Here is a 12,672-nt window from a genome sequence, read left to right on the forward strand (position 1 = left end):
GACGCGGGCCCACGGGTCCGCAGCGTACGACGCAATAACAAGAGAGTGAGAGATCACACATGGCGGGACAGAAGATCCGCATCCGACTGAAGTCGTACGACCACGAGGTCATCGACACGTCGGCGCGCAAGATCGTCGACACGGTCACCCGTGCCGGAGCAACGGTCGTCGGCCCCGTGCCGCTTCCGACCGAGAAGAACGTGGTCTGCGTGATCCGTTCTCCCCACAAGTACAAGGACAGCCGCGAGCACTTCGAGATGCGCACCCACAAGCGCCTCATCGACATCATCGACCCGACGCCCAAGGCCGTCGACTCGCTGATGCGCCTCGACCTCCCGGCCGACGTCAACATCGAGATCAAGCTCTAAGGGGAGGGGTAACACATGTCTGTCGCCACCAAGACCTCCAAGGGCCTCCTCGGCACCAAGCTCGGCATGACCCAGGTCTGGGACGCCGAGAACAAGCTCGTCCCGGTCACCGTCATCGAGATCAGCCCGAACGTCGTGACCCAGATCCGCACCGAGGCGAAGGACGGCTACTCGGCCGTCCAGATCGCCGCCGGAGCGATCGACCCGCGCAAGGTGAACAAGCCCGCCGCCGGTCACTTCGACGCCGCGGGAGTCACCCCCCGCCGCCACCTCACCGAGGTCCGCACCGCCGACGCCGCCGAGTACTCGGCCGGCCAGGAGCTGACCGTCGACGCCGTCTTCGAAGCCGGCACCAAGGTCGACGTCGTCGGCACCAGCAAGGGCAAGGGCTTTGCCGGTGTCATGAAGCGTCACAACTTCAAGGGCGTCTCGGCTTCGCACGGTTCGCACCGCAACCACCGCAAGCCCGGCTCCATCGGAGCCTCCTCGACCCCCAGCCGTGTCTTCAAGGGCATGCGCATGGCCGGTCGCATGGGTGGCGAGCGCGTCACCGTGCTCAACCTCAAGGTGCACTCCGTCGACGCCGAGAAGGGCCTGCTGCTCGTCAAGGGCGCCGTCCCCGGTGCGCGCGGTCGCCTCGTGTTCGTTCGCAACGCCGTGAAGGGAGCGTAGTTCCATGGCTACCTCTATCGACATCCTCGACGTCAAGGGCCAGAAGGCGAGCTCGTTCGAGCTCCCCGCCGAGCTCTTCGACGTGCAGACCAACATCCCCCTCATCCACCAGGTCGTCGTGGCCCAGCTCGCCGCGGCGCGCCAGGGTACCCACAAGACGAAGAACCGTGGCGAGGTCTCCGGAGCCGGTCGCAAGCCGTTCAAGCAGAAGGGAACCGGTCGCGCTCGTCAGGGCTCGATCCGCGCCCCGCACATGACCGGTGGTGGCGTCGTCCACGGACCGACCCCCCGCAGCTACGCGCAGCGCACCCCCAAGAAGATGATCGCCGCAGCCCTGCTCGGTGCTCTCTCCGACCGCGCCCGCGGCGGCCGCATCCACGCGGTCGAGTCCCTCGCCCTCGGCGAGACCCCGAAGACCAAGGACGTCCTCGTCCTGCTCGACGCCCTCTCGGTGTCGCGCAACGTCCTCGTGGTCCTCGAGCGCGACGACTTCATCGCCGAGCTGTCCCTCCGCAACGTGCCGTTCGTGCACATCCTGCCGTTCGACCAGCTCAACGCGTACGACGTGCTCGTCTCGGACGACATCGTCTTCTCGCAGGCTGCTCTCGAGGGCTTCGTCGCCCTCAAGACCGGCGCCGAGTCCAAGAAGGAAGAGGTGAACGCATGAGCCAGTCCGCCGCGTTCAACAAGGACCCCCGCGACGTGATCATCTCCCCGGTGGTCTCCGAGAAGTCCTACGGCCTGATCGACCAGGGCAAGTACACCTTCGTGGTGGACCCCCGCTCGAACAAGACCGAGATCAAGCTCGCCATCGAGAAGATCTTCGGAGTCGAGGTCGCGTCGATCAACACGCTGAACCGCCAGGGCAAGACCCGTCGGACCAAGTTCGGCACCGGCAAGCGCAAGGACACCAAGCGCGCGATCGTGACGCTGAAGTCCGGCTCCATCGACATCTTCACGAACGTCGGCTGAGCCGAAGAAGCGTAGAGGAAACAGACAATGGCTATTCGTAAGTACAAGCCCACGACCCCTGGTCGCCGCGGCTCCAGCGTTGCCGACTTCGCCGAGATCACCCGCTCGACGCCCGAGAAGTCGCTCCTTCGCCCGCTGTCCAAGACCGGTGGCCGCAACAACTCCGGCCGCATCACGACGCGTCACATCGGTGGTGGCCACAAGCGCCAGTACCGTCTGATCGACTTCCGTCGCAACGACAAGGACGGCGTCAACGCCAAGGTCGCTCACATCGAGTACGACCCCAACCGCACCGCGCGCATCGCGCTGCTCCACTTCGTGGACGGCACCAAGCGCTACATCCTGGCTCCGAACAAGCTCTCGCAGGGCGACATCGTGGAGTCGGGCGCCGGCGCCGACATCAAGCCCGGCAACAACCTGCCGCTGCGCAACATCCCGACCGGTACGGTCATCCACGCCATCGAGATCAAGCCCGGTGGGGGAGCGAAGCTCGCCCGCTCGGCCGGCACCTCGGTCCGCCTCGTCGCCAAGGACGGCCCCTACGCGCAGCTCCGTCTGCCGTCGGGCGAGATCCGCAACGTCGACGCGCGCTGCCGCGCCACGATCGGCGAGGTCGGCAACGCCGAGCAGTCGAACATCAACTGGGGCAAGGCCGGCCGCATGCGCTGGAAGGGCGTCCGCCCGACCGTCCGCGGTGTCGCGATGAACCCGGTCGACCACCCGCACGGTGGTGGAGAGGGCAAGACCTCCGGTGGACGCCACCCGGTCAGCCCCTGGGGACAGTCCGAGGGACGCACCCGTCGCCCCAACAAGGAGAGCGACAAGCTCATCGTCCGCCGCCGCACCGCCGGTAAGAAGCGCAAGTAGGAGTTGTAGAAGATGCCTCGCAGTCTCAAGAAGGGCCCCTTCGTTGACGACCACCTGCTCCGCAAGGTGTTCACGGCCAACGAAGCCGGCAACAAGAACGTCATCAAGACCTGGTCGCGCCGTTCGATGATCATCCCGGCGATGCTGGGTCACACCATCGCGGTCCACGACGGTCGCAAGCACATCCCCGTGTTCGTGACCGAGACCATGGTCGGCCACAAGCTCGGCGAGTTCGCCCCCACTCGGACCTTCCGCGGTCACGAGAAGGACGACAAGAAGGGCCGTCGCCGCTAAGCGGCGACGAGAAGGAGGAGAGAAATGGTGGAGTCGATCGCACGCGTGCGACACATCCGCGTCACCCCCCAGAAGGCTCGCCGTGTCGTGAACCTGATCCGCGGCAAGCAGGCTCAGGAGGCACTGGCCATCCTGAAGTTCGCGCCGCAGGGCGCGTCCGAGCCCGTCTACAAGCTCGTCGCCTCGGCGATGGCCAACGCTCGCGTCAAGGCCGATGCCTCGAACGAGTACCTCGACGACCAGGACCTGTTCGTGTCCCGCGCCTTCGTCGATGAGGGAACCACCCTCAAGCGATTCCAGCCCCGTGCTCAGGGTCGTGCCTTCCGCATCAACAAGCGCACCAGCCACATCACCGTCGTGCTGGCCACTCCTGAGGAGGGGACCAAGTAATGGGTCAGAAAGTAAACCCCTACGGTTTCCGTCTGGGAATCACCACCGACCACGTGTCGCGCTGGTTCTCCGACAGCACCAAGAAGGGCCAGCGGTACAGCGACTACCTCGCCGAGGACGTCAAGATCCGCCGCCTGCTCGCCACGCAGCTCGACCGTGCGGGCGTCGCCCGCATCGAGATCGAGCGCACCCGTGACCGCGTCCGCGTCGACATCCACACCGCCCGTCCGGGCATCGTGATCGGTCGTCGCGGCGCCGAAGCCGAGCGCATCCGCGCCGACCTCGAGAAGCTCACCGGCAAGCAGATCCAGCTCAACATCCTCGAGGTCAAGAACCCCGAGGCCGAGGCCCAGCTCGTCGCGCAGGGCATCGCCGAGCAGCTCTCCGCCCGCGTGGCCTTCCGCCGCGCGATGCGCAAGGGTCTGCAGGGCGCGCAGCGCGCCGGCGCCAAGGGCGTCCGCATCCAGGTCTCCGGCCGCCTCGGCGGCGCCGAGATGAGCCGTTCGGAGTTCTACCGCGAAGGCCGTGTGCCCCTGCACACCCTCCGCGCGAACATCGACTACGGCTTCTACGAGGCCAAGACCACCTTCGGCCGCATCGGCGTGAAGGTCTGGATCTACAAGGGCGACATCACGAACAAGGAGCTCGCGCGGGAGCAGGCGAACAGCAAGTCGTCGCGCCCCGAGCGCAGCGACCGACCGCGTCGCGCCCCCCGCCAGCAGGGCGAGGCGCCCGTCGCAGCAGGAGTTGAGGCATAACCATGTTGATTCCCCGTCGAGTCAAGCACCGCAAGCAGCACCACCCCGGCCGCTCGGGCCAGGCCACCGGTGGCACCAAGGTGTCGTTCGGTGACTTCGGTATCCAGGCGCTCACCCCGGCCTACGTGACCAACCGTCAGATCGAGTCCGCTCGTATCGCCATGACGCGTCACATCAAGCGCGGTGGAAAGGTGTGGATCAACATCTACCCCGACCGCCCGCTGACCAAGAAGCCCGCCGAGACCCGCATGGGTTCCGGTAAGGGCTCGCCCGAGTGGTGGGTCGCCAACGTCAAGCCGGGTCGGGTCCTCTTCGAGGTCGCCGGCGTCGAGGAGAAGCTCGCTCGCGAAGCTATGACTCGTGCCATCCACAAGCTGCCCCTGAAGGCACGCATCATCAAGCGCGAGGAGGGAGACGCGTAATGGCGATCGGATCCAAGGAGCTCGCCCCCGCCGAGCTCGACACCTTCGAGGACGAGCGTCTCGTCACCGAGCTGAAGAAGGCCAAGGAGGAGCTGTTCAACCTCCGCTTCCAGTCGGCCACCGGACAGCTCGACACCAACGGCCGCCTGCGTGCCGTCAAGCGCGACATCGCCCGCATCTACACGGTCATCCGTGAGCGCGAGCTGGGCATCCGCGCCACCCCCGCACCCGTCGAGGCCCCGGCCAAGGCGGAGAAGAAGCCGAAGACCACCAAGAAGGCCGCCAAGGCCGAGGTCGCGGCGACCGAGTCGAATGAGGAGGCCAAGTAATGGCAACGGCCAACGAGACCGCCGGCCACGAGTCGGCCGCCCACGACGTCAAGGAGGCGGGCACTCGCGGATACCGCAAGACCCGCCGCGGATACGTCACCAGCGACAAGATGGACAAGACCGTCGTCGTCGAGGTCGAGGACCGCGTGAAGCACCCGCTCTACGGCAAGGTCATCCGCCGCACGTCCAAGGTGAAGGCTCACGACGAGCTCAACTCCGCGGGCATCGGCGACCTCGTCGTCATCAGCGAGACCCGTCCCCTCAGCGCCACGAAGCGCTGGCGCCTGGTCGAGATCCTCGAGAAGGCCAAGTAGGCCGCGGCCTACTTGAGTTAGCAGGAGAGAGACATGCTTCAGCAAGAATCCCGAGTGAAGGTCGCCGACAACACCGGCGCCAAGGAACTCCTCACGATCCGCGTCCTCGGTGGCTCCGGCCGCCGCTACGCCGGTCTCGGTGACATCATCGTCGCCACCGTCAAGGACGCGATCCCCGGTGGCAACGTCAAGAAGGGCGACGTCGTCAAGGCGGTCATCGTCCGCACCGTCAAGCAGACCCGTCGTCCCGACGGTTCGTACATCAAGTTCGACGAGAACGCCGCCGTCATCCTCAAGAACGACGGGGACCCCCGCGGCACCCGCATCTTCGGACCGGTCGGTCGCGAGCTCCGCGACAAGAAGTTCATGAAGATCGTCTCGCTGGCACCGGAGGTTATCTAGTCATGGCCAAGATCAAGAAGGGTGACCTCGTCCAGGTCATCTCGGGCGCTACCCAGGCCCGCGGCGGAGACCGCGGCAAGCAGGGCAAGGTTCTCGAGGTCCTGGTCGAGAAGAACCGTGTCGTCGTCGAGGGCGTGAACTTCGTCAAGAAGCACGTCCGCGTCGGCCAGACGCAGCGCGGCTCCAAGGAGGGTGGCATCGAGACCGTCGAGGCCTCGATCCACATCTCGAACATCGCGCTCGTCGACCCGAAGACCAAGAAGCCGACCCGGGTCGGGCACCGCAACGTGTCCGTCACCAAGGACGGCGTGACCAAGACCGTTCGCGTTCGCTACGCGAAGGCGTCGGGTGAGGAACTCTGATGACTGACACCACCGCAGCGGCTGCGAAGGTTCAGCCGCGGCTCAAGGCCAAGTACCAGGCCGACATCGTCCCGGCGCTCAAGGAGCAGTTCGGCTTCGGCAACATCCACCAGGTCCCCGGCCTGGTCAAGGTCGTCGTGAACACCGGTGTCGGCGAGGCCGCCCGCGACGGCAAGATCATCGACGGCGCGATCAAGGACCTCACGGCCATCACCGGCCAGAAGCCCCAGGTCACGAAGGCCCGCAAGTCCATCGCCCAGTTCAAGCTGCGCGAGGGCCAGGCCATCGGTGCTCACGTCACGCTCCGCGGCGACCGCGCCTGGGAGTTCCTGGACCGCCTGGTCACGGTGGCGCTGCCGCGCATCCGCGACTTCCGCGGTCTGTCGGACCGCCAGTTCGACGGCAACGGCAACTACACCTTCGGCATCACGGAGCAGTCGATCTTCCACGAGATCGACCAGGACCGCATCGACCGCGTCCGCGGCTTCGACGTGACCGTCGTGACCACCGCGAAGACCGACGACGAGGGTCGCGCGCTGCTCAAGCAGCTCGGGTTCCCGTTCAAGTCGGCGGACAACGCGTAGTCAGAACCTCCGAGGTCGGAGGGTGGTGAGAACCGCCCTCCGACCTCGTTGCACGTCCGCGTGCAGCGAGGCGCCGCTCTCCGCAGGGGGACGCGGCGAGAATCGGCCCTCGACCGCCGGCCCCGCGCCATGTAGCATGGCTCGTTGGCCTGCGTTCGCGCGGCCGCATGGGCGTCGACGTCGTCGGCGCCGTCCCACACCACAGGTCGTCACTCTTGTAAAGGGTGCCGAAACCAGGCGAGAAAGGCACCATCAGCCATGACCATGACTGATCCGGTCGCAGATCTGCTGACCAGAATCCGTAACGCGAACTCCGCGCACCACGACTCCATCACCCTCCCGGGCTCGAAGCTCAAGGCGCACATCGCCGAGATCCTCAAGCTCGAGGGCTACATCGCCGACTGGAAGGTCGAGGAGGCGCGCGTCGGCACGACGCTCTCCATCTCCCTCAAGTACGGCCCGAACCGCGAGCGCTCGATCGCCGGCATCAAGCGCGTCTCGAAGCCGGGACTGCGCGTCTACGCGAAGTCCACCGAGATCCCGACCGTCCTCGGCGGCCTCGGCGTCGCCATCCTGTCCACCTCGAGCGGTCTGCTGACCGACCGCCAGGCCGAGAAGAAGGGCGTGGGTGGGGAAGTCCTCGCCTACGTGTGGTAACCCCTCATGTCGCGTATTGGAAGACTCCCCATCGAGATCCCGGCGGGCGTCGACGTCTCCGTCGCCGGGTCCGTCGTGACCGTCAAGGGCCCCAAGGGCGAGCTGACCGTCCCGGTCGCCAGCCCCATCCAGGTCTCCGTCGAGAACAGCCAGGTGCTGGTCTCGCGTCCCGATGACGAGCGCGAGTCGCGCTCGCTCCACGGCCTCACCCGGACGCTCATCGCGAACGACATCATCGGTGTCACGCAGGGCTACTCCAAGGGCCTCGAGGTCGTCGGAACCGGTTACCGCGTCGTCGCCAAGGGCTCGGACATCGAGTTCGCGCTCGGCTTCTCGCACCCGGTCGTCGTCACCCCGCCTGCGGGGATCTCGTTCACGGTCGAGGGCAACAACAAGCTCACCGTGCACGGCATCTCGAAGCAGGCCGTCGGTGAGGTGGCCGCCAACATTCGTAAGATCCGCAAGCCCGAGCCCTACAAGGGCAAGGGCGTGCGCTACGCCGGCGAGGTCGTTCGCCGCAAGGCCGGAAAGAGCGGTAAGTAATCATGGGTCTCGGAACCAGAGGAAAGAGCAAGTCCGCCGCTCGCGGTCGTCGTCACGACCGCCTGCGCAAGAAGGTCGTCGGATCCGCCGAGCGCCCCCGCCTCGTCGTCAACCGCTCGGCCCGCCACGTCTTCGTGCAGATCGTCGACGACGCGCAGGGTCGTACCCTCGCGTCGGCGTCCACGCTCGAGGCCGACCTGCGCGTGTTCGACGGTGACAAGACCGCCAAGGCCCGCAAGGTCGGCGAGCTCGTCGCCGAGCGCGCCAAGAACGCCGGTGTCGAGGCGGTCGTCTTCGACCGCGGAGGCAACAAGTACGCCGGTCGCGTCGCCGCGATCGCCGATGGAGCACGAGAGGCAGGGCTCAACCTGTGAGCGCCGCAGAGAACAAGGAACCCGAGGTCGCCGCCGTGTCGGAGGCCCCCGTCGAGACCGCTGCGTCCACGCAGCCGCAGCAGGAGGCTCGCGAGCCCCGCCGCGGCGGCCGTGACCGCAACCAGGGTGGCCGCGACCGCGGTGGCCGTGACGCCGAGAAGAGCCAGTTCCTCGAGCGCGTCGTGACCATCAACCGCGTGTCGAAGGTCGTCAAGGGCGGTCGTCGCTTCAGCTTCACCGCTCTCGTCGTCGTCGGCGACGGCAACGGACTGGTGGGCGTCGGCTACGGCAAGGCCCGCGAGGTCCCGACCGCCATCTCCAAGGGCGTCGAGGAGGCGAAGAAGAACTTCTTCCGCGTCCCGCGCGTCGGCTCGACCATCCCCCACCCCGTCCAGGGTGAGGCCGCGGCAGGTGTGGTGCTCCTGCGCCCCGCCGCCGCCGGTACCGGTGTCATCGCCGGTGGTCCCGTCCGCGCCGTGCTCGAGTGCGCCGGCATCCACGACGTCCTGAGCAAGTCGCTCGGCTCGTCGAACACCATCAACATCGTCCACGCGACCGTCGAGGCTCTTCAGCAGCTCGAGGAGCCGCGCGCCGTTGCCGCCCGTCGTGGTCTCGACTTCGACCAGGTCGCTCCGGCCCGTCTCGTCCGTGCCGAGGCCGATGCCCTCGCCGCCGCGTCCAGCGCGAAGGCAGGCAAGTGATGGCCCAGCTCAAGGTGACCCAGATCAAGTCGAAGATCAGCGAGAAGCAGTACCAGCGCGACACGCTGCGCTCGCTCGGTCTCAGGAAGATCGGTCAGAGCGTCGTCCGCGAGGACAACTCTCAGAACCGCGGATACGTGAAGACCGTCGCCCACCTGGTGAAGGTCGAGGAGATTGACTAATGGCTGACAAGAACCAGGCCGTCGCGACGGAGTCCACGACTCCCGCGAAGACCTCCACGAAGGGCGCGGCCGCGGCCGACGCTCCGGCGACCAAGGAGCACGTGCTCAAGGTCCACCACCTGCGTCCCGCCACGGGAGCCAAGAAGGCCAAGACCCGCGTCGGTCGCGGTGAGGGCTCGAAGGGCAAGACCGCCGGTCGCGGCACCAAGGGCACCAAGGCCCGCTACACGGTGCGCATCGGCTTCGAGGGTGGGCAGATGCCGCTGCACATGCGCACCCCGAAGCTGCGCGGGTTCAAGAACCCGTTCCGCGTCGAGTACCAGGTCGTGAACCTGTCGGCTCTCGCCGACCTCTACCCTCAGGGCGGTGACGTCACCATCAGCGACCTCGTCGCGAAGGGTGCCGTTCGCAAGAACGAGAAGGTCAAGGTTCTCGGCGACGGGGACATTGCGGTTAAGCTGAACGTCGCGGTCGACAAGGTCTCCAGCTCCGCTGAGCAGAAGATCGTCGCTGCGGGCGGATCCATCAAGTAGCACCAGCAGCTTGTCGGTCGAGCTTGTCACGCCGACTCCCTCCGGGGAGCGCGTGGCAAGCTCGACCTGTATCCCGCACCAAGAACTGAGCAGGAGACCTTAGGTAGTGTTTGGCGCAATCGCGCGGATCTTCCGCACCCCCGACCTCCGCCGCAAGATCGGCTTCACTCTCGCGATCGTGGCGATCTTCCGGCTGGGATCCTTCATCCCTGCTCCGTTCGTCAGCTTCAGCGCCGTTCAGGCCTGTCTCGCCGGCAACCAGGGGACCTCCGGTCTCTACGAGCTCGTGAACCTCTTCAGCGGTGGAGCCCTGCTCCAGCTGTCGATCTTCGCGCTCGGCATCATGCCGTACATCACGGCGTCGATCATCGTGCAGCTGCTGCGCGTGGTCATCCCTCACTTCGAGACCCTCTACAAGGAGGGCCAGTCCGGCCAGGGCCGGCTGACGCAGTACACGCGCTACCTGACGATCGCGCTCGGTGTTCTGCAGTCGACCACGCTGATCACCGTCGCCCGCTCCGGCGCGCTGTTCGGATCCTCCGGCGTCCCCGAGTGCTCGCAGCTGATCACGACCGACGCCTGGTACTCGATCCTGCTCATGGTCATCACCATGACCGCCGGCACCGGCATCATCATGTGGATGGGCGAGCTCATCACCGAGCGCGGCATCGGCAACGGCATGTCGCTGCTGATCTTCACGTCGATCGCCGCCCAGTTCCCGACCTCGCTCTGGTCCATCGCGCAGTCGCGCGGCTTCGAGACCTTCCTCCTCGTCCTCGGCGTCGGCCTGCTCCTCGTCGTCGCCGTCGTCTTCGTCGAGCAGTCGCAGCGTCGCGTCCCGGTGCAGTACGCCAAGCGGATGGTCGGTCGTCGCACCTACGGCGGCAACAACACCTACATCCCGATCAAGGTGAACATGGCCGGCGTCGTGCCCGTCATCTTCGCGTCGTCGCTGCTGTACCTGCCCGCGCTGATCGCTCAGTTCAACCAGCCCGCAGCGGGCCAGGAGGCACCCGCGTGGGTGACCTGGATCACCAACTACCTCACGCAGGGCGACCACCCCCTCTACATGGCGCTCTACTTCCTCCTGATCGTCGGCTTCACCTACTTCTACGTCGCCATCACGTTCAACCCGGACGAGGTCGCCGACAACATGAAGCGCTACGGCGGGTTCATCCCCGGCATCCGTGCCGGACGACCCACGGCCGAGTACCTGAACTACGTGCTCACCCGCGTGACGCTGCCCGGCTCGATCTACCTCGGTCTGATCGCGCTCGTGCCGCTCGTCGCCCTGGCGCTCGTCGGCGCGAACCAGAACTTCCCGTTCGGCGGCACGTCGATCCTGATCATCGTCGGAGTCGGGCTGGAGACCGTGAAGCAGATCGACTCGCAGCTGCAGCAGCGCCACTACGAAGGGCTCCTCCGATGACCTCGACCCCGGTGGTGGGCTTCCGTCTCCTGCTGATCGGCCCTCCCGGCGCCGGCAAGGGGACCCAGGCCTCGCGGCTCTCCGAGATCCTGAGCGTGCCGGCCATCTCGACCGGCGACATCTTCCGGATGAACGTGGCGAACGAGACCGAGCTGGGCCTCCAGGCGAAGGCGTTCCTCGACGCGGGGCGCTACGTCCCCGATGAGCTGACGAACGCGATCGTCCACGACCGCCTCCAGGAGGCCGACGTCTCAACGGGTTTCCTGCTCGACGGCTACCCGCGCACCACGGAGCAGGTCGACGAGCTCGACCGCATCCTCGCCGCCGACGGCAACAGCCTCGACGCCGTCGTGCAGCTCACGGCAGACCCCGACGAGGTCGTCTCGCGTCTCCTCAAGCGCTCGCACGAGCAGGGGCGCAGCGACGACACCGAGGACGTCATCCGTCGCCGTCTCGCGCTCTACGAGGAGCAGACGGCGCCGCTGATCGATGTCTACGCCGGCCGCGGACTCGTCGTGATCGTCGACGGCCTCGGGCCGGTCGAAGAGGTCACCGACCGCATCGTCGTCGCGCTCGAAGGCCACCGCGTGGGTCGTCTGGTCGACGACCCGTCGGCCGCCTGACGCCGTGGGATTCCGCTCCTCCCTGTACAAGACGCCCGCCCAGCTGCGATCGATGATCGCTCCCGGGCTCGCGACCGCCGCCTCCCTCGACGCCGTGCGGGCCGCGATCCGTCCCGGGATCACGACTCTCGAGCTCGACGCCGTCGCCGAGGCGGCGATCGTCGCGCTCGGCGGGCACTCGAACTTCAAGCTCGTGCCGGGCTACCGGCACACGGTCTGCGCCTCGGTGAACGAGGAGGTCGTGCACGGCATCCCCGGCGGCCGCGTGCTGGCTCCGGGCGACATCGTGTCGATCGACAGCGGCGCCGAGATCGACGGCTGGAACGGCGACTCGGCGATGACGCTGGTACTGCCCGACGCGTCGCGTCCCGATGAGGTCGCGGCGCGGGAGGAGCTCTCCCGGGTCACCGAGGGTTCCCTCTGGCGGGGCATCGCGGCCCTCTCCTCCGCACGGCACCTGAACGAGGTCGGTGCAGCGATCGAGGAGTACATCGAGGACGAGGCCGAGAAGTCGGGACGCGTCTACGGGATCCTCACCGACTACATCGGCCACGGGATCGGCCGCACGATGCACGAGGCTCCGCCCGTCTTCAACTACCGGGTGCGCCAGCGCGGGCCCGAGGTGAAGCCCGGACTCGTCGTCGCGATCGAGCCGATGGTCACGGCGGGCAGCGCCGAGACCTCGGTCCTCGAGGACGAGTGGACCGTGGCGACCGTCGACGGCAGCATGGCGGCGCACTGGGAGCACTCGGTGGCGGTGCACCGCGACGGGATCTGGGTGACGACGCTCGCCGACGGGGGAGCCGCCGGGCTCGCTCCGTACGGGATCGTGCCCACGCCGATCGCCTGAGTTTCCAGGTCGAGAGCGCCGCCGCAGAGCGTCCGACCCGCTGACG

The 12,672-nt window shown here is 67.1% G+C and carries 23 protein-coding genes; all 23 read left to right on the forward strand.

The genetic code is table 11. From position 1 onward, the window contains the following. Nucleotides 1-59: 59 nt before the first annotated feature. The 23 genes from rpsJ to map all read left to right on the forward strand — a co-directional run bounded on the left by rpsJ (nt 60) and on the right by map (nt 12,626). Nucleotides 60-368: a 30S ribosomal protein S10 gene (gene rpsJ / locus ASF48_RS04555; RefSeq protein ID WP_005050520.1), complete on the forward strand. Its 309-nt coding sequence runs from the start codon at nt 60-62 to the stop codon at nt 366-368. A gap of 15 nt (nt 369-383) precedes the next feature. Then, nucleotides 384-1,040 (forward strand): 50S ribosomal protein L3, encoded by a 657-nt coding sequence (gene rplC / locus ASF48_RS04560; protein WP_055787062.1) that lies wholly within the window; start codon nt 384-386, stop codon nt 1,038-1,040. A gap of 4 nt (nt 1,041-1,044) precedes the next feature. Beyond that, the gene (rplD, locus tag ASF48_RS04565) at nt 1,045-1,707 is read left to right on the forward strand and encodes a 50S ribosomal protein L4 (RefSeq protein ID WP_055787067.1); all 663 of its coding nucleotides are present in this window, start codon (nt 1,045-1,047) and stop codon (nt 1,705-1,707) included. After that, entirely contained in the window at nt 1,704-2,012 is a 309-nt protein-coding gene (rplW, locus tag ASF48_RS04570) for a 50S ribosomal protein L23 (RefSeq protein WP_055787071.1), read from the forward strand. The genes rplD and rplW overlap by 4 nt, the downstream gene beginning before the upstream one ends. 27 nt (nt 2,013-2,039) lie before the next feature. Then, entirely contained in the window at nt 2,040-2,879 is an 840-nt protein-coding gene (gene rplB / locus ASF48_RS04575; RefSeq protein ID WP_055787074.1) for a 50S ribosomal protein L2, read from the forward strand. A gap of 12 nt (nt 2,880-2,891) precedes the next feature. Further along, the gene (gene rpsS / locus ASF48_RS04580; RefSeq protein WP_055787078.1) at nt 2,892-3,173 is read left to right on the forward strand and encodes a 30S ribosomal protein S19; all 282 of its coding nucleotides are present in this window, start codon (nt 2,892-2,894) and stop codon (nt 3,171-3,173) included. Nucleotides 3,174-3,197: 24 nt separating this feature from the next. Beyond that, nucleotides 3,198-3,563 carry a 50S ribosomal protein L22 gene (rplV, locus tag ASF48_RS04585; protein WP_082480979.1) on the forward strand — a complete coding sequence of 122 codons (366 nt, stop codon included), beginning with the start codon at nt 3,198-3,200 and terminating at the stop codon, nt 3,561-3,563. Next, the gene (rpsC, locus tag ASF48_RS04590) at nt 3,563-4,321 is read left to right on the forward strand and encodes a 30S ribosomal protein S3 (RefSeq protein WP_055787081.1); all 759 of its coding nucleotides are present in this window, start codon (nt 3,563-3,565) and stop codon (nt 4,319-4,321) included. Before rplV ends, rpsC begins: the two co-directional genes overlap by 1 nt. Nucleotides 4,322-4,323: 2 nt before the next feature. Then, entirely contained in the window at nt 4,324-4,743 is a 420-nt protein-coding gene (rplP, locus tag ASF48_RS04595) for a 50S ribosomal protein L16 (RefSeq protein ID WP_055787085.1), read from the forward strand. Then, nucleotides 4,743-5,072 (forward strand): 50S ribosomal protein L29, encoded by a 330-nt coding sequence (gene rpmC / locus ASF48_RS04600; RefSeq protein ID WP_055787089.1) that lies wholly within the window; start codon nt 4,743-4,745, stop codon nt 5,070-5,072. Before rplP ends, rpmC begins: the two co-directional genes overlap by 1 nt. Next, nucleotides 5,072-5,386: a 30S ribosomal protein S17 gene (gene rpsQ / locus ASF48_RS04605; protein WP_055787092.1), complete on the forward strand. Its 315-nt coding sequence runs from the start codon at nt 5,072-5,074 to the stop codon at nt 5,384-5,386. Before rpmC ends, rpsQ begins: the two co-directional genes overlap by 1 nt. 33 nt (nt 5,387-5,419) lie before the next feature. Continuing rightward, on the forward strand, nt 5,420-5,788 hold the full coding sequence (gene rplN / locus ASF48_RS04610) for a 50S ribosomal protein L14 (protein WP_055787095.1): 369 nt from the start codon (nt 5,420-5,422) through the stop codon (nt 5,786-5,788). Nucleotides 5,789-5,790: 2 nt separating this feature from the next. Beyond that, nucleotides 5,791-6,150: a 50S ribosomal protein L24 gene (gene rplX / locus ASF48_RS04615; RefSeq protein WP_055787101.1), complete on the forward strand. Its 360-nt coding sequence runs from the start codon at nt 5,791-5,793 to the stop codon at nt 6,148-6,150. Next, on the forward strand, nt 6,150-6,734 hold the full coding sequence (gene rplE, locus ASF48_RS04620) for a 50S ribosomal protein L5 (RefSeq protein ID WP_055787105.1): 585 nt from the start codon (nt 6,150-6,152) through the stop codon (nt 6,732-6,734). Before rplX ends, rplE begins: the two co-directional genes overlap by 1 nt. Nucleotides 6,735-6,992: 258 nt before the next feature. Then, the gene (gene rpsH, locus ASF48_RS04625) at nt 6,993-7,391 is read left to right on the forward strand and encodes a 30S ribosomal protein S8 (protein ID WP_055787108.1); all 399 of its coding nucleotides are present in this window, start codon (nt 6,993-6,995) and stop codon (nt 7,389-7,391) included. Between the two features lie 6 nt (nt 7,392-7,397). Then, nucleotides 7,398-7,934 (forward strand): 50S ribosomal protein L6, encoded by a 537-nt coding sequence (gene rplF / locus ASF48_RS04630; RefSeq protein WP_055787111.1) that lies wholly within the window; start codon nt 7,398-7,400, stop codon nt 7,932-7,934. Between the two features lie 2 nt (nt 7,935-7,936). Further along, a complete protein-coding gene (rplR, locus tag ASF48_RS04635) occupies nt 7,937-8,308 on the forward strand; it encodes a 50S ribosomal protein L18 (RefSeq protein WP_055787114.1) in 372 nt (123 codons plus the stop codon). After that, nucleotides 8,305-9,009 carry a 30S ribosomal protein S5 gene (rpsE, locus tag ASF48_RS04640; protein ID WP_055787117.1) on the forward strand — a complete coding sequence of 235 codons (705 nt, stop codon included), beginning with the start codon at nt 8,305-8,307 and terminating at the stop codon, nt 9,007-9,009. The genes rplR and rpsE overlap by 4 nt, the downstream gene beginning before the upstream one ends. Further along, nucleotides 9,009-9,191: a 50S ribosomal protein L30 gene (rpmD, locus tag ASF48_RS04645; RefSeq protein ID WP_077221985.1), complete on the forward strand. Its 183-nt coding sequence runs from the start codon at nt 9,009-9,011 to the stop codon at nt 9,189-9,191. The genes rpsE and rpmD overlap by 1 nt, the downstream gene beginning before the upstream one ends. Next, a complete protein-coding gene (rplO, locus tag ASF48_RS04650) occupies nt 9,191-9,724 on the forward strand; it encodes a 50S ribosomal protein L15 (RefSeq protein WP_082480980.1) in 534 nt (177 codons plus the stop codon). Before rpmD ends, rplO begins: the two co-directional genes overlap by 1 nt. Before the next feature lie 106 nt (nt 9,725-9,830). Next, nucleotides 9,831-11,153: a preprotein translocase subunit SecY gene (secY, locus tag ASF48_RS04655; RefSeq protein ID WP_055787123.1), complete on the forward strand. Its 1,323-nt coding sequence runs from the start codon at nt 9,831-9,833 to the stop codon at nt 11,151-11,153. Next, complete coding sequence (locus ASF48_RS04660; RefSeq protein WP_055787128.1) at nt 11,150-11,776, forward strand: adenylate kinase; 627 nt, start codon at nt 11,150-11,152, stop codon at nt 11,774-11,776. Before secY ends, ASF48_RS04660 begins: the two co-directional genes overlap by 4 nt. Nucleotides 11,777-11,780: 4 nt before the next feature. Further along, nucleotides 11,781-12,626, forward strand: a complete 846-nt coding sequence (gene map, locus ASF48_RS04665; protein ID WP_082480981.1) for a type I methionyl aminopeptidase — start codon at nt 11,781-11,783, stop codon at nt 12,624-12,626. The last annotated feature ends 46 nt before the right edge of the window (nt 12,627-12,672 follow it).

Origin of the sequence: Rathayibacter sp. Leaf299 (assembly GCF_001423055.1) — a bacterium.
GTDB classification, from domain to species: domain Bacteria; phylum Actinomycetota; class Actinomycetes; order Actinomycetales; family Microbacteriaceae; genus Rathayibacter; species Rathayibacter caricis.